Source organism: Streptomyces sp. NPDC041970, from assembly GCF_055588985.1.
This window is the reverse complement of sequence record NZ_JBVJCD010000001.1, coordinates 265,749-286,261: the sequence shown is the minus strand read 5'-3', so window position 1 is coordinate 286,261 and position 20,513 is coordinate 265,749. Positions and strand designations below refer to the sequence as shown.

19 protein-coding genes are annotated in these 20,513 nt (G+C 74.8%); 9 read left to right on the top strand and 10 right to left on the bottom strand.

All coding sequences use genetic code 11. From position 1 onward, the window contains the following. Positions 1-162 precede the first annotated feature (162 nt). A complete protein-coding gene (locus ACZ6EJ_RS01240) occupies positions 163-1,602 on the bottom strand; it encodes a dihydrolipoyl dehydrogenase family protein (protein WP_469263591.1) in 1,440 nt (479 codons plus the stop codon). A 128-nt stretch (positions 1,603-1,730) separates the two neighbouring features. Here ACZ6EJ_RS01240 and trxA point away from each other — a divergent pair, with 128 nt between their 5' ends. Then, on the top strand, positions 1,731-2,138 hold the full coding sequence (gene trxA / locus ACZ6EJ_RS01235; protein WP_469263622.1) for a thioredoxin: 408 nt from the start codon (positions 1,731-1,733) through the stop codon (positions 2,136-2,138). Between the two features lie 70 nt (positions 2,139-2,208). Here the strand turns inward: trxA and ACZ6EJ_RS01230 are convergent, their stop codons facing one another. Then, the gene (locus ACZ6EJ_RS01230) at positions 2,209-2,475 is read right to left on the bottom strand and encodes a hypothetical protein (RefSeq protein WP_469263589.1); all 267 of its coding nucleotides are present in this window, start codon (positions 2,473-2,475) and stop codon (positions 2,209-2,211) included. A 55-nt stretch (positions 2,476-2,530) separates the two neighbouring features. Further along, positions 2,531-3,553, bottom strand: coding sequence for a LacI family DNA-binding transcriptional regulator (locus tag ACZ6EJ_RS01225; RefSeq protein ID WP_469263588.1), 1,023 nt, complete (start codon positions 3,551-3,553; stop codon positions 2,531-2,533). 266 nt (positions 3,554-3,819) lie between these two features. Here ACZ6EJ_RS01225 and egtA point away from each other — a divergent pair, with 266 nt between their 5' ends. Genes egtA through egtD form a run of 4 tightly spaced genes read left to right on the top strand, consistent with a single transcriptional unit; the run spans position 3,820 to position 8,295 of the window. Beyond that, on the top strand, positions 3,820-5,199 hold the full coding sequence (gene egtA, locus ACZ6EJ_RS01220; RefSeq protein ID WP_469263586.1) for an ergothioneine biosynthesis glutamate--cysteine ligase EgtA: 1,380 nt from the start codon (positions 3,820-3,822) through the stop codon (positions 5,197-5,199). Next, on the top strand, positions 5,196-6,581 hold the full coding sequence (egtB, locus tag ACZ6EJ_RS01215; RefSeq protein WP_469263585.1) for an ergothioneine biosynthesis protein EgtB: 1,386 nt from the start codon (positions 5,196-5,198) through the stop codon (positions 6,579-6,581). The genes egtA and egtB overlap by 4 nt, the downstream gene beginning before the upstream one ends. After that, a complete protein-coding gene (egtC, locus tag ACZ6EJ_RS01210) occupies positions 6,581-7,336 on the top strand; it encodes an ergothioneine biosynthesis protein EgtC (protein WP_469263583.1) in 756 nt (251 codons plus the stop codon). The genes egtB and egtC overlap by 1 nt, the downstream gene beginning before the upstream one ends. Next, on the top strand, positions 7,333-8,295 hold the full coding sequence (egtD, locus tag ACZ6EJ_RS01205; RefSeq protein WP_469263582.1) for an L-histidine N(alpha)-methyltransferase: 963 nt from the start codon (positions 7,333-7,335) through the stop codon (positions 8,293-8,295). Before egtC ends, egtD begins: the two co-directional genes overlap by 4 nt. On the opposite strand, the gene ACZ6EJ_RS01200 is transcribed toward egtD, so the two are convergent. The 3 genes from ACZ6EJ_RS01200 to ACZ6EJ_RS01190 all read right to left on the bottom strand — a co-directional run bounded on the left by ACZ6EJ_RS01200 (position 8,238) and on the right by ACZ6EJ_RS01190 (position 11,333). Continuing rightward, positions 8,238-9,098, bottom strand: a complete 861-nt coding sequence (locus ACZ6EJ_RS01200; protein ID WP_469263580.1) for a lysophospholipid acyltransferase family protein — start codon at positions 9,096-9,098, stop codon at positions 8,238-8,240. The genes egtD and ACZ6EJ_RS01200 overlap by 58 nt on opposite strands. Next, positions 9,095-9,913 (bottom strand): GNAT family N-acetyltransferase, encoded by an 819-nt coding sequence (locus ACZ6EJ_RS01195; RefSeq protein WP_469263578.1) that lies wholly within the window; start codon positions 9,911-9,913, stop codon positions 9,095-9,097. Before ACZ6EJ_RS01195 ends, ACZ6EJ_RS01200 begins: the two co-directional genes overlap by 4 nt. Positions 9,914-10,079: 166 nt before the next feature. Continuing rightward, entirely contained in the window at positions 10,080-11,333 is a 1,254-nt protein-coding gene (locus ACZ6EJ_RS01190) for an extracellular solute-binding protein (protein WP_469263577.1), read from the bottom strand. 202 nt (positions 11,334-11,535) lie between these two features. Between ACZ6EJ_RS01190 and ACZ6EJ_RS01185 the strand changes: the two genes are divergently transcribed. Further along, positions 11,536-11,751, top strand: a complete 216-nt coding sequence (locus ACZ6EJ_RS01185) for a dodecin (protein WP_469263575.1) — start codon at positions 11,536-11,538, stop codon at positions 11,749-11,751. Here ACZ6EJ_RS01185 and ACZ6EJ_RS01180 read toward each other — a convergent pair whose 3' ends face one another. Next, entirely contained in the window at positions 11,752-12,237 is a 486-nt protein-coding gene (locus tag ACZ6EJ_RS01180) for a phosphatase domain-containing protein (protein ID WP_469263574.1), read from the bottom strand. Between the two features lie 84 nt (positions 12,238-12,321). Between ACZ6EJ_RS01180 and ACZ6EJ_RS01175 the strand changes: the two genes are divergently transcribed. Beyond that, positions 12,322-13,356: an MsnO8 family LLM class oxidoreductase gene (locus ACZ6EJ_RS01175; protein ID WP_469263572.1), complete on the top strand. Its 1,035-nt coding sequence runs from the start codon at positions 12,322-12,324 to the stop codon at positions 13,354-13,356. A 125-nt stretch (positions 13,357-13,481) separates the two neighbouring features. Beyond that, a complete protein-coding gene (gene uvrA, locus ACZ6EJ_RS01170; RefSeq protein WP_469263570.1) occupies positions 13,482-15,914 on the top strand; it encodes an excinuclease ABC subunit UvrA in 2,433 nt (810 codons plus the stop codon). A gap of 74 nt (positions 15,915-15,988) precedes the next feature. Here the strand turns inward: uvrA and ACZ6EJ_RS01165 are convergent, their stop codons facing one another. From ACZ6EJ_RS01165 to ACZ6EJ_RS01155, 3 genes are read right to left on the bottom strand one after another with little or no spacing between them, the layout of a single operon-like run. Then, positions 15,989-16,735: a succinate dehydrogenase/fumarate reductase iron-sulfur subunit gene (locus ACZ6EJ_RS01165; RefSeq protein ID WP_469263569.1), complete on the bottom strand. Its 747-nt coding sequence runs from the start codon at positions 16,733-16,735 to the stop codon at positions 15,989-15,991. Beyond that, positions 16,732-18,681, bottom strand: a complete 1,950-nt coding sequence (locus tag ACZ6EJ_RS01160; RefSeq protein ID WP_469263567.1) for a fumarate reductase/succinate dehydrogenase flavoprotein subunit — start codon at positions 18,679-18,681, stop codon at positions 16,732-16,734. The genes ACZ6EJ_RS01165 and ACZ6EJ_RS01160 overlap by 4 nt, the downstream gene beginning before the upstream one ends. A gap of 1 nt (position 18,682) precedes the next feature. Beyond that, positions 18,683-19,354, bottom strand: a complete 672-nt coding sequence (locus ACZ6EJ_RS01155; protein WP_469263620.1) for a succinate dehydrogenase — start codon at positions 19,352-19,354, stop codon at positions 18,683-18,685. A gap of 132 nt (positions 19,355-19,486) precedes the next feature. Here ACZ6EJ_RS01155 and ACZ6EJ_RS01150 point away from each other — a divergent pair, with 132 nt between their 5' ends. Further along, a complete protein-coding gene (locus tag ACZ6EJ_RS01150) occupies positions 19,487-20,386 on the top strand; it encodes a LysR family transcriptional regulator (protein ID WP_469263565.1) in 900 nt (299 codons plus the stop codon). The last annotated feature ends 127 nt before the right edge of the window (positions 20,387-20,513 follow it).

The window sequence follows — 20,513 nt, the reverse complement described above, 5'->3', positions numbered from 1 at the left end:
GAGGAAAGACGAAAAAAAGCAAGAAATGGCTTCCCCCCCCCCCCCCCCCCACCCCCCCCCCCCACCCCCCCCACCCCCCCCCCCCCCCCCACCCCCGCCCCCCCCCCCCCCCCCCCCCCCCGCGTCGAGGCGTCTTTCGCCGGGTGTGCTCGGCGGCGGTCCCTAACCCCGGTACGCCTCCAGCAGCCGCAGCCACACCTCGCTGATGGTCGGGAACGCCGGGACCGCGTGCCACAGGCGGTCGACGGGGACCTCGCCCGCGACCGCGATCGTCGCCGAGTGCAGCAGTTCGCCGATGCCCGGACCGACGAAGGTGACGCCGAGCAGGATCTCGCGGTCCAGGTCGACGACCATCCGGGCGCGGCCCCGGTAGCCGTCGGCGTAGAGGGCGGCTCCGGCGACCGAGCCCAGGTCGTGGTCGACGGCGCGGACGCGGTGGCCGGCGCGTTCGGCCTCGGCGAGGGTCAGGCCGACGGACGCGACCTCCGGGTCGGTGAAGACGACCTGGGGGACGGCGGCGTGGTCGGCGGTGGCCGCGTGGGCGCCCCAGCGGCCCGTGTCCAGGGGCGGGGAGCCCTGGGCGCGGGCGGCGATCGCGGCGCCCGCGACGCGGGCCTGGTACTTGCCCTGGTGGGTCAGCAGGGCGCGGTGGTTGACGTCTCCGACCGCGTACAGCCAGTCCGTTCCCTCGACGCGGCAACTGTCGTCCACGGCGAGCCAGGAGCCGGGTTCGAGGCCGACCGCCTCCAGGCCCAGGTCGTCCGTGCGCGGCGCACGGCCGGTGGCGAAGAGGATCTCGTCGGCCTCGATCCGGTCGCCGTCGTCCAGTTCGACGGTCACCGGCCCGTCCGGCACGGGTCGGTGGACGGCGGTGACGGAGACGCCGTCGCGCAACCGGGCCCCGGCTCGGGTGAGGGCGTCGGCGACCAACTCGCCCGCGAAGGGCTCCATCCTCGGGAGCAGGCCGCCGCCGCGGACCAGCAGGGTCACCCGAGAGCCCAGCCCCTGCCAGGCGGTCGCCATCTCCACGCCCACCACTCCCCCGCCGACGATCACCAACCGGCCGGGGACCTTCTCGGCGCTGGTGGCCTCTCGGCTGGTCCAGACGCGGGCGTCGGCCACTCCGGGCAGGTCGGGGACGACCGCCCGCGAGCCGGTGCACACGGCGACGGCGTGCCGGGCGGTGAGCCGGCGCCGAGTGCCGTCGGGGGCGGTGACCGTGACCTCGCGGGGGCCGGTGAGCCGCCCGGCGCCCCGGTGGACGTCCACGCCGATGCCCTCCAGCCAGGCGAGCTGGCCGTCGTCCTTCCAGTGGCTCGCCTCGTCGTCCCGGTGGGCGAGGACGGCCCGCGCGTCCAGGGGGCCCCGGACCGCGCCGCTCAGTCCGGGGACGCGGCGGGCGTCGGCGCGGGCGATGACGGGGCGCAGCAGCGCCTTGCTCGGCATACACGCCCAGTAGGAGCACTCGCCCCCGATCAGCTCGGACTCCACCACCGCCGTGGAGAGGCCGGCGGCGCGGGCCCGGTCGGCCACGTTCTCCCCCACCGGTCCCGCGCCGATGACCACCACGTCGTATTCGGACCTGTCCACTGCCTCAGTCATGGAGCCAGTGTCCTCGCGCGTGTGCGCCGCGGCCACACGGGCAGGCGCGGAATGCGGAATAGCGTCATCGGGGTCACCGTTGTCGGGAACAGGTCCGCGCCGGCGCGGAAACGGCCAGAGGAAGAGGTATCGCCAGCATGAGCACCGTAGAGCTCACCAAGGAAAACTTCGATCAGGTCGTGAGCGACAACAGCTTCGTCCTGATCGACTTCTGGGCGTCCTGGTGCGGCCCCTGCCGGCAGTTCGCGCCGGTCTACGAGGCGGCCGCCGAGCGCCACCCCGACCTGGTCTTCGCCAAGGTCGACACGGAGGCCCAGCGGGAGTTGGCGACGGCCTTCGACATCCAGTCGATCCCGACGCTGATGATCGTCCGGGACAACGTGGCGGTGTTCGCGCAGCCCGGCGCGCTGCCCGAACCGGCCCTGGAGGACCTCATCGGGCAGGCCCGCAACCTGGACATGGACGAGGTCCGCAAGTCCGTCGAGGAGCAGCAGCGGGCGGCCGGCTCGGGGCAGGGGCAGCAGGAGCCCCAGTAGTCCCCCGACCGGCCCGCTCACCGGGGGCGGCGGGCTGCCGGGTGGGCGGATTCCGCGCCCGGCGGCCCGGTCAGGCCGTCGGGCGGGGCCGGTCGGCCACGCGTACGGACATGCCGAAGTCCAGTTCCTCGCCGTCGACCAGCACCGCCTCCACCGTCCGGGTCGCCGGGTCGATGTCGGCCTCCATGCCCTGGCCCGCGTACCGGGGGTAGCCCGACGCCCCGATCTCGCCGGTGGCGGCCACGACGGCGGAGCGGAGCGGGCGGCCCGGCGCCCCCGTCCGGGTCCTGCCGTGGTCGGGGATCAGGAGCAGCTCGTAACTCTGCGGATGGCTCATGCCCCCGACGCTAGACACGCGCGGTGCGGTGCGCACGCCGTCGCGCCGGGGGCGGTCAGCTCGACTCGCGGTGCAGGGCGGTGGTGCGGAGCAGGTCGTGGTGGACGAGCGGCCCGCCCGGATGCTGGACCATGCGGTCGATCGTCTCGGCCAGCGGTTGCGGCATGGCGAGTTCCATGCGGACGCTGCTGAGCCGGGGACGGAGCAGCCGGCCGAGGAGGGAGTCGTCCGCGCCGATCAGCGCCGTGTCGGCGGGCACGGCGACCCCGGCGTCCTGGAGGGCCCGCATCAGCAGCATGGCGTACTCGTCGTTGTACGCGAACACCGCGTCCAGCCCCAGCTGCGGCCAGCGGGCCGCCAGGCGGGCCGCGGAGTCCTCCTCGTACCGCAGGGGGAGCGGTCGGATGCGGGCGCCCGCCGGTTCGGCGGCGCGCCGCGCTCCGGCGAGGCGGGGTTCGGAGAAGGGCGCGCGGCCCGGCTCCTGGGGCATGACCACGCCGATGCGGCGGCGGCCGCGGGACAGGAGGTGCTCCACAGCGCTGCGGCCGACCCGGCGCTGGTCCATGACCAGGCCGTGGGCGCCGTCCACCGGTTCGGGGCCCAGGGTGATGACCGCCTTCGCGCCGGACCGGGTGAGGATGCCGGTGCCGTGCCGGGTGAGGGCGACGCCGGGCGGCACGACGACGGCCACGGGGCGCAGTTCGGCCCAGGCGGTGGCGGCCTCGTCGGGGGTGAGGCCGCCGCTGCCGTACTGGACCACGGTGTAGTCCAGGCGGCGCAGCCCCGACTGGAGTTCCTCGAAGAAGTACTGGTGCAGCGGGCCCGCCGGTATGTGGCCGGAGGGCAGCAGCACCATGCGGCTGTGCCCGGCGCGCAGGCTGCGGGCGGCGGCGTGCGGGACGTAGCCGAGTTGGCCGGCGGCCTCCCGGACCCGGCGCCGGGTGGGTTCGCTGATCCGGACGGTGGCGTTGTTGTTCAGCACGTACGACACGGTGGCCCGAGACACTCCGGCGAGGCGCGCGACGTCGGCGCTGGTCGGAACGGAGACTCCGGCGGGTTGCTTGGGTAACTGGCTCATGGCGTCCGGCAGTCTTCCAGACCGGCGGGGCCGCCTCTCCGTCCGGGCCCCGCGTCCCTGCGCGGCGGCCACCGCGCAGGGACGCGGAGGCCGCCGCGCCCGTGCGCTGTGAAGGGCTCGCCGACGCCCCGCATGTGGTGCATCCGGGGCATGTCGGACGCGTCCCCGGCCCCGGCGCCGCGAGTCCCCCGCGGCTCGGGGGCACCCTTGTGCGATCTCGGGGTACGCGTTTTGGTGGTAGGCACGTAGCTGAGAAGGAGGCCCTCATGGCCTTGGAGACTCACCGCCCCACCGGCTCGCGCCCGGAGGCCGAGCCGCTCGGCGAGGACGAAGCGGAGGAGCTGCTGCGCGGCATCTGCTTCAAGACCGGACCGCCCCGGACCGTCGGCGTGGAACTCGAATGGCTCGTCCACGACCGCGACCGGCCCGACCTCCCGGTCACCGCGGAACGGCTCGACCGGGCCGTCGAGGCGGTCCGGGCACTGCCGCTCAGCGCGTCGCTGACGTTCGAGCCGGGCGGGCAGGTGGAGCTCAGCTCCCAGCCGGCCGGTTCGCTCATGGAGTGCGTCGAGACCACCGCGGCCGATCTGGCGGCCGTCCGGGCCGCGCTCGGCGCCACGGGGCTCGCGCCGGTCGGTCTGGGCGTCGACCCGTGGCAGCGGCCGCGCCGGCGGCTGCGCGAGCCCCGGTACGACGCGATGGAGGCGGCGCTCGACCGCACGGGGCCCGACGGGCGGGCCATGATGTGCACCTCCGCCTCGGTCCAGGTCTGCCTGGACGCGGGCGAGGAGGAACCGGGCCCGCTCGGCTACGGGCGCCGCTGGCGGCTCGCGCACGTCCTGGGGGCGGTGCTCGTCGCGGCCTTCGCCAACTCGCCGTTCCAGCAGGGCCGCCGCACCGGTTGGCGCTCCACCCGCCAGGCGCTGTGGGCCGGCCTCGATCCGGTCCGGACGCTCGCGCCCGACGGCGCGCGCCCCCCGCGCGACGCCTGGACCGCGTACGTGCTGGACGCCCCCGTGATGTGCGTCCGGCGCGCGGACGGTCCGTGGGAGACGCCCGAGGGGCTCACCTTCCGGGAGTGGCTGCGCACCGGATCGCCCCGCCCGGTGGACCGGTCCGACCTCGACTACCACCTCACGACGCTGTTTCCGCCGGTCCGCCCGCGCGGGCATCTCGAACTGCGCATGATCGACGCCCAGGGCGGCCCCGACGGGTGGCTGGTGCCGCTCGCCGTGACCACGGCCCTGTTCGACGACCCGGAGGCCGCGGAGGCGGTGGACCGCGCGGTGAAACCGCTGGGCGAGATCGCGGGCGACGCCCCGGCCCCGCGCAATCCGCTCTGGACGGCGGCCGCACGCGACGGACTGGCCGACCCGGAGCTGCGGGCCGCGGCCGCGGCCTGCTTCGCCGCCGCGGCCCCCGCGCTGGAGCGGCTGGGCGCGAGCGGGGCGGTACGGGACGCCGTGGCCGCCTTCACCGACCGGTACGTGGTCCGGGGCCGCTGCCCGGCCGACGACCTCCCCGATCCGGCCGACCCGGCCGACTGGACCGCGTCGGCCGGCGCGACCGGGCCGGGCGGGCCGCCCCGCGCCGCCGCCCGACGGCCGACGCCCCCGCCGCACCCCGGAAAGGCGGCCTCCTCGTGAGCGAACACCGCGACCACTCCGACGCCTTCGATCCCGCCGGGGCCGCCGCCACCGGCTTCCCCGTCGCACCCGGCCTCGACCCCGAGGCGCTGCGCGGGCGCGCCCTCGCGGCCCTCGGCGCCGCGCGCGAGCGCACCGCCCTGCTCACCGACAGCGTGGACGACGGCGAACTGACCGCCCAGCACTCCCCGTTGATGTCCCCACTGGTCTGGGACCTGGCGCACATCGCCAACCAGGAGGAGCAGTGGCTGCTGCGCGCCGTCGGCGGCCGCTCGGCGCTCCGGCCGGAGATCGACGGGCTGTACAACGCCTTCGAGCACTCCCGCGCCTCGCGCCCCTCGCTGCCCCTGCTGGCCCCCGCCGAGGCCCGGACGTACGCCGGCGATGTCCGGGGGCGGGCGCTGGACCTGCTGGAACGGGCGCCGCTGCACGAGGGCGGACGGCCGCTGGAGCGGGCCGGGTTCGCCTTCGGGATGATCGCCCAGCATGAACAGCAGCACGACGAGACGATGCTGATCACCCATCAATTGCGGTCGGGCCCGGCGGTGCTCACCGCCCCCGCCCCGCCCGCCCCCGACGGGTCCGGCGGCGCGCTGCCCGACGAGGTCCTCGTCCCCGGTGGCCCGTTCACCATGGGCACGTCCACCGAGCCGTGGGCCCTGGACAACGAGCGGCCCGCGCACCGCCGCGAGGTGGCGGCCTTCCACCTGGACGCCTCGCCGGTCACCTGCGGGGCCTACCGGCGCTTCGTCGAGGACGGCGGGTACGCCGACGCCCGCTGGTGGGCGCCCGAGGGCTGGGCCATGGTCCGCGAACACGACCTGGCCGCCCCGCTGTTCTGGCGGCGGGAGGCCGGCCAGTGGCTGCGCCGCCGGTTCGGGGTCACCGAGCCGGTGCCGGACGACGAGCCGGTGCTGCACGTGAGCTGGTACGAGGCGGACGCGTACGCCCGGTGGGCGGGGCGGCGGCTGCCGACCGAGACCGAGTGGGAGAAGGCCGCCCGGCACGACCCCGCCACCGGCCGCTCCCGCCGCTACCCGTGGGGCGACGACGACCCGACGCCCGAGCGGGCCAACCTGGGCCAGCGGCATCTGCGCCCGGCGCCGGCCGGGGCGTATCCGCGGGGCCGTTCCGCCTGCGGGGCGGGGCAGTTGATCGGCGACGTGTGGGAGTGGACGGCCAGCGACTTCCTGCCCTATCCGGGGTTCGCCGCGTTCCCGTACCGCGAGTACTCGCAGGTCTTCTTCGGTCCGGGCCACAAGGTGCTGCGCGGCGGGTCGTTCGCCGCGGCCGAGGTCGCCTGCCGGGGCACGTTCCGCAACTGGGACCTCCCGGTGCGGCGGCAGATCTTCTCCGGCTTCCGGACCGCGAGGGACGCCTGATGTGCCGTCACCTGGCGTACGTGGGACGGCCCGTGCCCCTCGGCGACGTCCTGCTCACGCCCGAGCACTCGCTGTGGCGGCAGTCCTGGGCGCCGCGCCGCCAGCGGTACGGGACGGTCAACGCGGACGGTTTCGGCGTGGGCTGGTACGCGGACGGCGACCCGGCGCCCGGACGCTACCGGCGCCAGGGGCCCATATGGGGCGACGAGACCTTCCTCGACCTGGCGCGGGTGGTGCGCACCGGTGCGCTGCTGGCCGCCGTGCGGGACGCCACCGAGGCGGGCGCGGACGGGGAGGCGGCGGCCGCGCCGTTCGCCGCCGGGCGGCTGCTGTTCAGCCACAACGGGATGGTGCGCGGCTGGCCCGGCTCGCTCGCCGCGGCCGCCGCGACGCTGCCCGCCGAGGAGTTGCTGTCGCTGGCCGCCCGCAACGACTCGGCGCTCGTCTGGGCGCTGGTGCTCCACCGGATCGCCGCCGGGGACGACGTGCCGCGGGCCGTCGCGGAGACCGTCCGCGACGTCGCGGCGGCCGCGCCCGGCTCCCGGCTCAATCTGCTGCTCACCGACGGTTCCACGATCATCGCGACCGCCTGGGGCGACACCCTGTGGTACCTGGCGGCGCCGGGCCGCTCCGCCGCGGTGGCCTCGGAGCCGTACGACGACGATCCGCTCTGGCGCGAGGTCCCCGACCGCACCCTGCTGGTCGCGACCCCCGCCGACGTCCTGCTCACCCCGCTCAAGGAGCCCCCCGCGTGAGTCCCTTCCTGCTGACCCGCACCCTGCCGGCGGACGCGACCGAGGCGGCGCTGCGCGCCGACGTCCTCAGCGGTCTGACCCGGCATCCCAAGACGCTGCCGCCGAAGTGGTTCTACGACGCCCGCGGCAGCGAGCTGTTCGAGGAGATCACCCGGCTGCCGGAGTACTACCCCACCCGCGCGGAGCGGGAGATCCTCCAGGAGCGCGCCGGGGAGATCGCCGCGGCCTCGGGGGCGCGGACCGTCATCGAGCTGGGCTCGGGCTCCTCGGAGAAGACCCGCCACCTGCTGGACGCGTTGGACGGGTTGCACAGCTACGTCCCCGTCGACGTGAGCGAGAGCGCGCTGACGGGGGCGGCCGAGGCGCTGCTCGCCGAGCGTCCGGAGCTGTCCGTGCACGCGCTGGTCGCCGACTTCACCGGCGGCCTGGCCCTGCCGGGGACGCCGGGGCCGCGGCTGGTGGCGTTCCTGGGCGGCACGATCGGCAATCTGCTGCCGGAGGAGCGGGCGGCGTTCCTGCGCTCGGTGGGCTCGCTGCTGTCCCCGGGCGACACGTTGCTGCTCGGCACGGACCTGGTGAAGGAGGAGGCGACGCTGGTGGCCGCGTACGACGACGCGGCCGGGGTCACGGCCGCCTTCAACAAGAACGTGCTGAGCGTCGTCAACCGCGAGCTGGGGGCCGACTTCCCGCTCGGCGACTTCGAGCACGTCGCCGTGTGGAACGCGCGGGAGCGGTGGATGGAGATGCGGTTGCGCGCGCGCCGGGCGCTCAGCGTGAAGATCCGGGAGCTGGACCTGGTGGTGCCGTTCGAGGCCGGCGAGGAGCTGCGTACGGAGGTGTCGGCGAAGTTCCGGCGGGAGGACGTGGACGCGGAGCTGACGGCGGCCGGGCTGCGGCCGACTCAGTGGTGGACCGACTCCGCGGGCCGGTTCGCGCTGTCGCTGGCCACGGCGGTCTGACCGGGCCGGAGGACGGCCGCGCGCGCCGTACGGGCCAGGGCGCGGCGGCCGGGCCCGCCGGTCGCGGGGATCGGCGCGAGGACGTCGACCTCGGCGGTGAGCCCGGCGGCCCGCACCACCCGCCACAGGGAGGCGGCGAGCGGGTCGTCCCCGACGAAGGCGGCGGCCGTACCGGCCGAGGAGCCGCCCGCCGCGCGGTAGGCGACGCGGACCGGCCGCACGGTCGCGCCCGCGTCGATGGCGGCCTGGAAGAGGGCGGGCCGGAACGCGCCGCCGCTTCCCCGGCCGCACCAGGTGCTGCCCTCAGGGAAGACGACGACCCGCGAGCCCGAGCGCAGGGCTCGGGCCACGCCGCCCACGGCCGCGGGCAGGGCGCGCAGCCGGTCGCGTTCGATGAACAGGGTGCCGCCGAGCGCGGCGAGCGGTCCGAGCACGGGCCAGCGCCCGATCTCGCTCTTGGCGAGCATCCGTCCGGGCAGCACGGAGGCGATGAGCGGGACGTCGAGCCAGGAGAGGTGGTTGGCGACGACGAGTTCGCCGCCCGCGCCGCGCCCCGCCGGGAGCCCCCGGACCAGGACCCGTACGCCGAAGGCGCGGACCACGGCGCGGGCCCAGCGGCGTACGAGCCGTTCGCGCCGGGCGGGCCCGAGGCGGGCGGCGAGGGGGGCGCCGAGGACGCCCAGCAGGGTCAGCGCGCAGCCCGCCAGCAGCCGGAGGGCGGCGGCCGGCCGGCCGCGGGCCGCCCCGGTGTGCCGGGCGCAGCCGCCCGGTGTGCACGGCGCGAGGGGGAGCCAGGCGCTCATCGCACGGGGGCGAGGGAGAGGAAGTGGCGCAGGTAGCGCGGGTCGGTGCGGCGCATCGAGAGCAGGACGTACAGGTCGGCGACGTTGAAGTCGGGGTCGTACGCCGGGGCGCCGCAGACCCAGGCTCCGAGCCGGAGGTAGCCGCGCAGCAGGGGCGGGAGGTCCGCCCGCGACCCGGCGGTCCCGCCGTGCCCGGAGGCGTCCCAGAGGCGGTGCGGGGTGACCCAGTACTCCTGGGGGGCGAGGTGGGCGGCGCGGACGGTGTTCCAGCTCCGGGCGGCGAGCGTGCCGCCGTCGGCGAGCGGCAGCGAGCAGCAGCCCGCGAGCCAGGTGTGGCCGGAGCGCTCCATGTAGCGGGCCAGTCCGGCCCAGATGAGGGCGATGACCGCGCCGTCGCGGTGGGCGGGGTGGACGCAGGAGCGGCCGACCTCCACGAGGTCGTCGCGGATGGGCGCGAGCCGATCGAGGTCGAACTCGCTCTCGGCGTACAGGCGTCCGGCGGTGCGGGCGCGGTCCGGCGGCAGCAGGCGGTAGGTGGCGACGACGTCCCCGGTGGCGGTCTCGCGGACCAGCAGGTGGTCGCAGTGCGCGTCGAAGGCGTCGGCGTCCAGGCCGGGTTCGGTGCTCTGGAGCCGGGCGCCCAGCTCCCCGGCGAACACCAGGTGGCGCAGGCGCTGGGCGGCCCGGACGTCCTCCTGGCAGGTCGCGAGGGCGACCCGGTAGGCGGGTTCCGCCGTCCCGGCCGGGGGCCGGGTCCCCGCCGGTGCGGGCGCGGAGGGGAGCGGGGCGTGCGGGGCGGTGGGCAGCACGGTCATGGCGGTCTCCGGGGACGGGCCGGCAGGGGGCGGTGGCGGGCCGCCGCGGGGTGCGACGGCCCGGCCCCTCTACTTCTTCCGTCACCGGCTGGATTCGACGTGACCGCCGTGGGGAGCGGACATGTGCGACGGCTGAATCCCCGGGGGAACGCCCGCGCCCCGAGGGTCAGTTCCCGGTGAGCAGCGCGGTGATGTGCTCGGAGGCGGTCTTCGCCTCCCGTTTCGGGTCGCCGCCCCGGAGCACGGCCGTCATGTAGTTCTGAATCGGGTTCTCGGCCTCCACCCGCGCCCAGTGGGCCGAGTTGGGGGTGGCGCGGCCTTGGGAGGCGCCCCGCGCCATCGCCGCGGTGCCCTCGTCGCCCTCGATGACGTGGGCCAGTTTCGGCTTGTTGGGGACGTAGCTCATACCGCGGGCCATCTCGGTCTGCCACTTCTCGCTCGCCAGCGCCTTGACGACGTCGATGCCGGCGCCGCGCTGGTGGGCCTCGTTGGGCACGATCAGGACCGATCCGCCGGTGAACACGGAGCCGGGCTTCTTCGCGGTCTTTCCGGGGACGGGGAAGTAGCCGAGCTTGCCCTTGAGTTCGGGGTTCTTCTGCTCGATGAGCGCGGCGCTGCCGGGTATGGAGATGATCTGGGCGACGTCGCCCCGGGCGAACACGTCGGCCTGCGGGGGCTTGTCCTCGTCGGCGTCGACCGGGCCGTCGCCGAGCTCCTGGAGCTCCTTGTAGAAGTCCATGCCCGCGAGGGCTTCCGGGCTGTCGAGGGCGCCCTCCCAGTCGCCGCTCTTCTCGTCGGCGAGTTCGCCGCCCTCGTCCCAGATGAAGCCGGCGAGCACGTACCAGTTCTGGCCGGGCAGGTAGATCCCCTGCCTGCCGCCGGCGTCGAGCTTCCGGGTGGCGGCGATCCACTCGGCGCGCGTGGTGGGGACGGAGTCGACGCCGGCCTCCTGGAAGAGCTCCTTGTTGTAGATCACCACGCGGTTGGCCGCGTACCAGGGGATGCCGTACTGCACGCCGTTGATGCTGCCGGGCTGGGCGAGGCCGGGGTTCCAGTCCTCGCTGCCGAGGTCCCGCATGGATTCGAGGGTGAGATCGCGCAGGCCGCCGCTCTCGGCGTACTGGGCGACCTGGGTGTTGCCGACCTCGATCACGTCCGGAGTGTTCTCGCCCTCCAGCGCGGCGGTGACCTTGGGGCCGATGCCGTCCCACTCCTGGATGGTGAACTTCAGGTCGATCGAGGGGTTCTCCTCCTCGTAGGAGCGGGTGAACTTGTCCAGGAACCCCGGCGAGACGCTGTCCTTCATCAGCCAGACGTTCACCGTCCGGTCCCCGCCGTCCGGGCTGGAGAAGGAGCCGCACCCGCCGAGCACGACGGATGAGACGAGCGCGACGGCTCCGGCCAGTATGCGGTTCTTCACGTGGTCACCTTCTGCGGAACGGCACGACGACATCAGGACCCGGTGTGGGGGTTGCGGGCGACGCTCGCACGGGTGTTTGGCCGAATTTTGGTATGGACTATTCGGTAGGTCAAGGTGCGTTCACGTCCCTTGTTCGCACGCGTCGTCCTCTCGCGGGGCTCCCCGGATTGAGGCACCGTGGTCACAGGAAGGGAGACAGACCATGGCGAACCACACCTACCGGGTCACCGAGATCGTAGGAACCTCCGAGGAGGGGGTCGACACGGCGATCCGGAACGGCATCGCGAGAGCCGCGGAAACGTTGCACAACCTCGACTGGTTCGAGATTGTACAAGTGCGGGGCCACATCGAGGACGGCCGAATCGGACACTTCCAGGTCGGACTCAAAGTCGGCTTCCGCCTCGACGGGGACACCTGATCACGTACGCCCCTCGCGCTCCTGCGCGTCCCTGAGCGCCGCCGACGGATCGGCCCACCTGGCCCGCACCACGGTGAACCCGGCCGCCTCCGCCGCGTCGCAGACCAGCGCGTCGTCGTCCACGAGCACGCGCACCCGCGACCGGCCCAGCCGCGCGAGGACCTCCAGCTTCATACGGCGCGCGGGGCGGCGGTCGTCGTCACGCCGCATGAACAGCTCGCCCTCGGGCAGCCCGTGGCTCCGCAGCCACCGGACGGTGGCGCGGCGGCACCGCTCGGGACGCCCGGTCAGATACGCGATCCGGCACTCCTCGGCGTGGGCGAGCGCGAGCCGTACGCCCTCGGGGAGCGGCGGGTCGTCCGGGGCCGCGGCGAAGAAGCCCGGCCAGTCGCGCCGCGGGCCCTCCAGGAAGTGCTGCCGGTGCGCGGTGTCCGCCAGCGTGCCGTCCAGGTCGAATACGGCCAGCGGCCGTGCGTCGGTGCCCACTCCCCCAGCCTAGGGCCGGCCGGCCGGCCCCGCCGGACGGCCCGCGCGCGGGAATCCTGGGGCGGCGGGGGTGTTGTACAGGCCGTGAGCTCTCTCATCGCCTCGACCCGGTTCTCCGTCCTCGACCGCTCCCGCACCCGCGAGGGGTACGACGCCCCCCACGCCCTGCGCGACACGGTGGCCCTCGCCCGCGAGGCCGAGGCGCTGGGGTTCCACCGCTTCTGGGTCTCCGAGCACCACGGGGTGCCGGGAGTCGCCGGGTCCGCCCCGACGGTGCTGGCCGCCGCCGCGGCCGCCGCCACCTCCACCATCCGGGTGGGCACCGGCGGGGTCATGCTGCCCAACCACCGGCCCCTCGTCGTCGCCGAGCAGTTCGGGGTCCTCGCCTCCCTCTTCCCCGGCCGGATCGACATGGGGCTCGGCCGTTCCCTGGGCTTCACCGACGGCGTCCGCCGGGCCCTGGGCCACGGCAGGGAGGACGCCGAGGACTTCCCCGGCCGGCTCGCCGAACTGCTCGGCTGGTTCGACGGCACCCAGCGGGCCCACCCGCGCGTGCGCGCCCTCCCGGCCGCGGGCCTGACCGTGCCCGCGTACGTGCTGGCCGTCGGCGGGGGCGCGTCCGTCGCCGCGGCCGCCGGGCTGCCCCTCGTCATCGGCGACCTGCGCGGCCGGGAGAAGGTGCTGCGCGCCATCGAGGTCTACCGCCGCGACTTCCGCCCCTCGGCCCGGTCCGAGCGCCCCGAGGTCATCGTCGCGGGCACGGTGGCCGTCGCCGCCTCCGAGGAGGCCGCCCGGCGGCTGCTGATACCGGAGGCCTGGGCCATGGCCCACTCCCGTACGCACGGCGTCTTCCCGCCCCTGGCGCCCGCCGAGCGCGTCGAGGGCCTCACGATGGGGCCCAAGGAGCGCAGGCTCTACGAACGCGGGCTCGTGGGACACGTCCACGGCACGGAGGAGCAGGTCGCCGGACAACTGGAGACGGCCCTGGAGGAGACCGGGGCGGACGAGGTGCTCGTGACCACCAGCACCTACGACCGGGAGGCCCTGGTGGACTCCCTGCGGCGGCTCGCCCGGATCGCGGGCCTCCCCCGTCCGGCCCCCCGCGGCGCCGACGCCTGAGCATCGCCGCGCCCCGCCCGGCGGCGCGCGGCCACGCGCACCCGCCCGAGCAGGGCCGATCAGGCATACGATCACCCTGTTTGTCCCGCCAGGCGTCAGCACCCCACCGTACGGAGCAGAGCCCCATGCACTCCCCCCACGATCCGTACGTCCGCGTGCGCGGCGCCCGCGAGCACAACCTCCGGGACGTCCGGGTCGACATCCCGCGCGACACCCTGACCGTGTTCACCGGCGTGTCGGGGTCGGGGAAGTCGTCGCTGGCGTTCGGCACGATCTACGCCGAGGCGCAGCGCCGCTACTTCGAGTCCGTCGCGCCGTACGCGCGGCGGCTGATCCACCAGGTGGGCGCGCCCGCGGTCGAGGAGATCACCGGGCTGCCGCCGGCCGTCTCGCTGGAGCAGCGGCGCTCCGCGCCCGGCGCCCGGTCGTCCGTGGGGACGGTCACGACGCTCTCCAACTCGCTGCGGATGCTGTTCTCCCGCGCCGGCGACTACCCGCCGGGCGCCGAGCGCCTGGACTCCGACGCCTTCTCCCCCAACACGGCCGCCGGGGCGTGCCCCGCGTGCCACGGGCTGGGGCTCGTGCACCGGACCGACGAGCAACTGCTGGTCCCCGACCCCTCGTTGTCGATCCGGGAGGGGGCGATCGCCGCGTGGCCGGGCGCGTGGCAGGGCAAGAACCTCCGGGACGTCCTGGACGCGCTCGGGTACGACGTCGACCGGCCGTGGCGCGAGTTGGCGCAGGCGGACCGGGACTGGATCCTGTTCACCGACGAACAGCCGGTGGTGACCGTGCACCCGGTCCGCGACGCCGGGCGCATCCAGCGCCCGTACCAGGGCACGTACATGAGCGCCCGCCGCTACGTGCTGCACACCTTCGCCGACACCAAGAGCCGCACCCTGCGGGCGAGGGCGGAGCGCTTCCTCACCAGCGCGCCGTGCCCGGTGTGCGGCGGGAGCAGGCTGCGGCCGGAGGCGCTGGCGGTGACCTTCGCCGGGCGGACCATCGCGGAGCTGGCCGGGCTGCCGCTGGCCGTCCTGGCGGAGGTGCTGTCGGGGCCGGGAGCGGGCGGCACGGAGACGGCACGGGTGCTCTCGGCCGATCTGCTGGCCCGGATCGGGACGGTCACGGAGCTGGGGCTGGGCTATCTCAGCCTGGACCGGACCGCCCCGACGCTCTCCTCGGGCGAGCTGCAGCGGCTGCGGCTGGCGACGCAGTTGCGCTCGGGCCTCTTCGGCGTCGTGTACGTCCTGGACGAGCCGTCGGCCGGGCTGCACCCGGCGGACACCGAGGCCCTGCTCGGGGTGCTGGGGCGGCTGCGGGAGGCGGGCAACTCGGTGTTCGTGGTGGAGCACCAGATGGACGTGGTGCGGCGGGCGGACTGGCTGGTGGACGTGGGGCCGCTGGCCGGGGAGCACGGCGGGCGGGTGCTGTACAGCGGGCCGCCCGAGGGCCTGGCCGGGGTGTCGGAGTCCGCGACGCGGCGGTTCCTGTTCGACGAGGACCCGCCGCCGGCGCGGGAGCCGCGCGCCCCGTCCGGATGGCTCCGGCTCACCGGGGTGGAGCGGCACAACGTGCGCGGTGTGGACGCGGCGTTCCCGCTGGGGGTGTTCACGGCGGTGACCGGGGTCTCCGGCTCGGGGAAGTCGACGCTGGTCGGCCAGGTGCTCGCAGGGGTGCTGGCTGACCGGCGGGCGGACGCGGAGGGCGCGGCGGGCGAGCCGTATCGCGCGTCGGCCGTCGGGCTCGACGCGGTGGACCGGCTCGTCCAGGTCGACCAGAAGCCCATCGGGCGCACCCCCCGGTCCAACCTGGCCACGTACACCGGGCTGTTCGACGCCGTGCGGAAGCTGTTCGCCCGGACGGAGACGGCGCAGGAGCGCGGCTACACGGCCGGGCGGTTCTCCTTCAACGTGCCGGGTGGACGGTGCGAGACCTGCCAGGGCGAAGGGTTCGTCTCGGTGGAGCTGCTGTTCCTGCCCAGTACGTACGCGCCCTGCCCGGACTGCCGCGGCGCCCGCTACAACCCCGAGACGCTCGACGTCACCCTGCGCGGGCTGACGATCGCCCAGGTGCTGGACCTCACCGTGGAGTCGGCGGCGTCGTTCTTCGCCGGGACCCCGGCCGCCGAACGCGCGCTCACCGCCCTCCTGGAGGTGGGGCTCGGCTATCTGCGCCTCGGTCAGCCCGCCACGGAGCTGTCGGGCGGGGAGGCCCAGCGGATCAAGCTGGCCTCCGAGCTCCAGCGCGCCCGGCGCGGGCACACGCTGTATCTGCTGGACGAGCCGACGACGGGGCTGCATCCGGCCGATGTGGAAGTGCTCACACGGCAGTTGCACTCCCTGGTCGACCAGGGGAACACGGTGGTGGTCGTGGAACACGACATGGCGGTGGTGGCGGGCGCGGACCACGTCATCGACATGGGCCCCGAGGGCGGCGACGCGGGCGGCCGGATCGTCGCGGCGGGCTCCCCGGCCGAGGTCGCGCGGGCGGCGGGCAGCCGCACGGCTCCGTATCTGGCGAAGGCCCTGCGGCGGGAGGGGCCCACGGCGCCGTAGCGCGTCGCGGCTCGGGGAGGCCGCCGGCCCCGGCACGGTGCGTGCCGGGGCCGGTCGCGCGGAGCCGGCGGGCGTCAGCGGCGGACCTTGCGGGCGGCGCGGAGCCATTCCTTGTTCATCGCGGCGATCGAGGGCAGCGGGATGCCCTTGGGGCAGGCGGTGGCGCACTCGCCGGCCAGCGTGCAGCCGCCGAAGCCCTCCTCGTCCATCCGGGCCACCATGTCGAGCACGCGGGTCTCGCGCTCCGGCGCGCCCTGCGGCAGGGCTCCCAGGTGGTTGACCTTGGCCGAGGTGAACAGCATGGCGGAGCCGTTGGGGCAGGCGGCGACGCAGGCTCCGCAGCCGATGCACTCGGCGTGCTCGAAGGCGAAGTCGGCGTCCGGCTTGGGCACCGGGGTGGCGTGCGCGTCCGGGGCGGCGCCGGTGGGCACGGAGATGTAGCCGCCGGCCTGGATGATCCGGTCGAGGGACGAGCGGTCGACGACCAGGTCCTTGACGACCGGGAAGGCGGCGGCCCGCCACGGCTCGACGTCGATGGTGTCGCCGTCCGCGAAGGACCGCAGGTGGAGCTGGCAGGTGGTGGTGGGCTCCGGGCCGTGCGCGTCGCCGTTGATGACGAGGCTGCACGCGCCGCAGATGCCCTCGCGGCAGTCGTGGTCGAAGGCGACGGGCTCCTGTCCGGCGAGCGTCAGCTTCTCGTTGAGGGTGTCGAGCATCTCCAGGAACGACATGTCCGGCGAGACGCCGTCGACTTCGTAGGTGGCCATGGCGCCGGGCGCTTCGGCGCTCCGTTGGCGCCAGACGCGCAGGGTGAGCTTCATGCGTAGCTCCGCTGGGTGGGGTGGACGTAGGCGAAGACGAGGTCTTCCCGGTGCAGGACGGGGGCGCGGCCGGTGTCGGTGAACTCCCAGGCGGCGACGTAGGAGAACTCCGCGTCGCGCCGTTCGGCCTCGCCGTCCGGCGTCTGGGACTCCTCCCGGAAGTGGCCGCCGCAGGACTCCTCTCGGTGCAGGGCGTCCAGGCACATCAGCTCGGCCAACTCCAGGTAGTCGACGACGCGGTTGGCCTTCTCCAGGGACTGGTTGAACTGCTCGCCGGAGCCGGGCACCCTGACGCGGCGCCAGAACTCCTCGCGGATCTCCGGGATCCTGGCGAGCGCCGTGCGCAGTCCGGCCTCCGTGCGGGCCATTCCGCAGTGTTCCCAGAGGAGTTCGCCGATCTCGCGGTGGAAGGAGTCGGGGGTGCGGTCGCCGTCGACGGCGAGCAGCAGGTTGATCCGGTCCTCGGTCTCCGCGACGGCCTCGGCGACGGCGGGGTGGGCGGCGTCCACGGGGCCCTCGTGCGGGTGGCGGGCGAGGTAGTCGTTGATCGTGGCGGGCAGGACGAAGTACCCGTCCGCCAGGCCCTGCATCAGGGCGGACGCGCCGAGCCGGTTGGCCCCGTGGTCGGAGAAGTTCGCCTCCCCGATCGCGAAGAGGCCGGGGACGGTGGTCTGGAGGTCGTAGTCGACCCAGAGCCCGCCCATCGTGTAGTGCACGGCGGGGTAGATCCGCATCGGTACCGTGTACGGGTCCTCGTCGGTGATCCGCTGGTACATGTCGAAGAGGTTGCCGTACTTCGCCTCGACGGCCTCGCGGCCCATCCGCTCGACGGCCTCGGCGAAGTCCAGGTAGACGCCCTGCCCGCCGGGCCCGACGCCGCGCCCCTCGTCGCAGACGTTCTTGGCCGCGCGGGAGGCGATGTCGCGGGGCACCAGGTTGCCGAAGGCCGGGTAGAGGCGCTCCAGGTAGTAGTCGCGCTCGTCCTCGGGGATCTCGGCGGCCGGGCGGTCGTCGCCCTTGGTCCGGGGGACCCAGATGCGGCCGTCGTTGCGCAGCGACTCGCTCATGAGGGTGAGCTTGGACTGGTGGTCGCCGGTGCGGGGGATGCAGGTGGGGTGGATCTGGGTGAAGCAGGGGTTGGCGAAGTACGCGCCGCGCCGGTGGGCCCGCCAGATCGCGGTGGCGTTGGAGTTCATGGCGTTGGTCGAGAGGTGGAAGACGTTGCCGTAGCCGCCGGTGGCCAGGACGACGGCGTCGGCGAAGTGGGTGCCGATCCGCCCGGTGACCAGGTCGCGGGTGACGATGCCGCGCGCCCGTCCGTCCACCACGACGAGGTCCAGCATCTCCGTGCGGGCGTGGAGTTCGACGTTGCCCGCGGCGATCTGCCGGGACAGCGCCTGGTACGCGCCGAGGAGGAGCTGCTGCCCGGTCTGGCCCCGGGCGTAGAACGTGCGCGAGACCTGGACGCCGCCGAAGGAGCGGTTGTCGAGCAGACCGCCGTACTCGCGGGCGAACGGGACGCCCTGGGCCACGCACTGGTCGATGATCTCGACGGAGATCTGGGCGAGCCGGTGGACGTTGGACTCCCGTGCGCGGAAGTCGCCGCCCTTGACGGTGTCGTAGAAGAGGCGGTGGACGGAGTCGCCGTCGTTGCGGTAGTTCTTCGCGGCGTTGATGCCGCCCTGGGCTGCGACCGAGTGGGCGCGGCGGGGCGAGTCCTGGAAGCAGAACTGGACGACGTGGTAGCCCTGTTCGGCGAGGGTGGCGCCGGCCGCTCCGCCGGCCAGGCCGGTGCCGACGACGATGACGGTGTGCTTGCGCCGGTTGGCGGGGTTGACGAGCCGGGCCTGGAAGCGGCGGGTGTCCCAGCGTTCGGCGACGGGGCCCTCGGGCGCCTTGGCGTCGACGAGCGGGTCGCCCGTGCGGTACTGCGCGTAGTCGGTCATGTCAGCTCACTACTCCCGTCATCACGGCGACGGGCACGGAGACGAATCCCGCCGTCAGCACGGCGGCGAGGAGGGTGGCGAGGGTGCGCAGGAGCCGGTCGCGGGCGGCGCTGCCGACGCCCAGGGTCTGCGCCGCGCTCCAGAAGCCGTGCCGGACGTGCAGGCCGAGGGCGAGCACGGCGATGATGTAGACGGCGTTGCCGTACCAGGTGGAGAAGGTGTCGACGACATTCCGGTAGGGGTGTCCGGGCTGGAATCCCCCGCTGTGCACGGTGCCGGTCGTCAGGTCGAGGATGTGCCAGACGATGAAGAGGGCGAGGATGACGCCGCCCCAGCGCATGGTCCGGGTGGCGTAGCTCGTGCGGGCCTTCCTGTGGATGTACGGGGCCGGCCGGGCCCTGATGTCGCGGCGGCTGAGCTGGTACGCCGAGACGCCGTGCAGCACGACGGCGGCGACCAGCACCGCCCGGACGATCCACAGCGCCCACTCCTCGTGCAGCACGGGGCCGCCCATGGTGCGCAGCCAGTGGGCGTAGCCGTCGAACTCGCCGGGCCCGAAGAAGATCTTGAGGTTGCCCGCCATGTGGGCGACCAGGTAGCCGAGCATGATCAGGCCGCTCACGGCCATGATCGCTTTCTTTCCGACGGTCGAGTCCCAGAGCGTCCGCGTCATCGACGGCCGTCGGTCCGTCCGCGTTGCCAATGCCATGGACACGACGGTAGGGGCGGAGCGTCCGATCGGTCCAAGACATGGTTCGGCTCATCTCCATAGGCGGTGCCTATGGAGGGAGGCTAGCGTCGGCGTATGCACTTCCAGCAGCTCGCCTACTTCGTGGCCGTCGCCGAGACCCGCCACTTCACCCGCGCCGCCGAGGCCGTGCACGTCTCGCAGCCCTCGCTCTCCCAGCAGATCCGGTCGCTGGAGAGCGAACTGGGCGCCGAGCTGTTCAGCCGGGCGCGGGGCAACATCGCCCTCACCGACGCGGGCGAGGCCCTGCTGCCGCTGGCCCGGCGCATCCTCGCCGACGCGGAGACCGCACGGCTGGAGGTCCAGGAGGTGGTCCGGCTGCGCCGCGGCCGGGTGCGCCTCGGGGCCACGCCGAGCCTCTGCACGGGGCTGCTGCCGGATGTGCTGCGCGCCTTCAACGACCGGCATCCGGGGGTGCGGCTGCTGCTGGAGGAGGGCGGCTCGCACGACCTGGTGCGCCAACTGGCGCGCGGGGCCCTGGACCTGGCGCTGGTGGTGCTGCCCCTGCCCGCGGCCTCCCCGGCGCTGACCCTGGTGGAGCTGCTCCACGAGGACCTGGTCGTGGTGTCGTCGGCGGCGGAGCCCGCACCGGGGCGCGGCGGCCGGGTGCGGATCGCGGACCTGCGGGGGGCGCCGCTGGTGATGTTCCGCCACGGCTACCACCTGCGGGAGCTGACCCTGGCCGCCTGCCGCGCGGAGGGGTTCGAGCCCTCGTTCACCGTGGAGGGCGGCGAGATGGACGCGGTGCTCGGTTTCGTACGCGCGGGGCTCGGCATCGCCGTGGTGCCGAGCATGTCCGCGGACCGGGCCGGCCTCGGCCTGCGGAAGACGCCGCTGGCGGGCCGGGGGCTGCGGCGCACGATCGCCCTGGCGCACCGCAGCGACGTGGCGCCGCCGCGGGCCGCCCGCGAGTTCCGGCGGATGCTGCTGGCCAGCGCCGCCCCGGAGCACGGCTGACCCGGCCCCGGCACGTGCGCCGCCGGGGCCGGGCCCGGGGGGGGGGGGGGGGGGGGGGGCGGGTGGGGGGGGGGGGGGGGGGGGGGGGGGGGGGGGGGGGGGGAGGGGGGGGGGGGGGGGGTGGGGG

Bases quoted from the DNA above. Each gene is read 5' to 3' on its own strand.
- ACZ6EJ_RS01195 (WP_469263578.1), bottom strand. From the start codon at position 9,913: ATGACCGTGCTGCCCACCGCCCCGCACGCCCCGCTCCCCTCCGCGCCC.
- ACZ6EJ_RS01240 (WP_469263591.1), bottom strand. From the start codon at position 1,602: ATGACTGAGGCAGTGGACAGGTCCGAATACGACGTGGTGGTCATCGGC.
- ACZ6EJ_RS01165 (WP_469263569.1), bottom strand. From the start codon at position 16,735: ATGAAGCTCACCCTGCGCGTCTGGCGCCAACGGAGCGCCGAAGCGCCC.
- ACZ6EJ_RS01155 (WP_469263620.1), bottom strand. From the start codon at position 19,354: ATGACGCGGACGCTCTGGGACTCGACCGTCGGAAAGAAAGCGATCATG.
- egtA (WP_469263586.1), top strand. From the start codon at position 3,820: ATGGCCTTGGAGACTCACCGCCCCACCGGCTCGCGCCCGGAGGCCGAG.
- ACZ6EJ_RS01160 (WP_469263567.1), bottom strand. From the start codon at position 18,681: ATGACCGACTACGCGCAGTACCGCACGGGCGACCCGCTCGTCGACGCC.
- ACZ6EJ_RS01225 (WP_469263588.1), bottom strand. From the start codon at position 3,553: ATGAGCCAGTTACCCAAGCAACCCGCCGGAGTCTCCGTTCCGACCAGC.
- ACZ6EJ_RS01230 (WP_469263589.1), bottom strand. From the start codon at position 2,475: ATGAGCCATCCGCAGAGTTACGAGCTGCTCCTGATCCCCGACCACGGC.
- ACZ6EJ_RS01200 (WP_469263580.1), bottom strand. From the start codon at position 9,098: ATGAGCGCCTGGCTCCCCCTCGCGCCGTGCACACCGGGCGGCTGCGCC.
- uvrA (WP_469263570.1), top strand. From the start codon at position 13,482: ATGCACTCCCCCCACGATCCGTACGTCCGCGTGCGCGGCGCCCGCGAG.
- ACZ6EJ_RS01185 (WP_469263575.1), top strand. From the start codon at position 11,536: ATGGCGAACCACACCTACCGGGTCACCGAGATCGTAGGAACCTCCGAG.
- egtC (WP_469263583.1), top strand. From the start codon at position 6,581: ATGTGCCGTCACCTGGCGTACGTGGGACGGCCCGTGCCCCTCGGCGAC.
- ACZ6EJ_RS01150 (WP_469263565.1), top strand. From the start codon at position 19,487: ATGCACTTCCAGCAGCTCGCCTACTTCGTGGCCGTCGCCGAGACCCGC.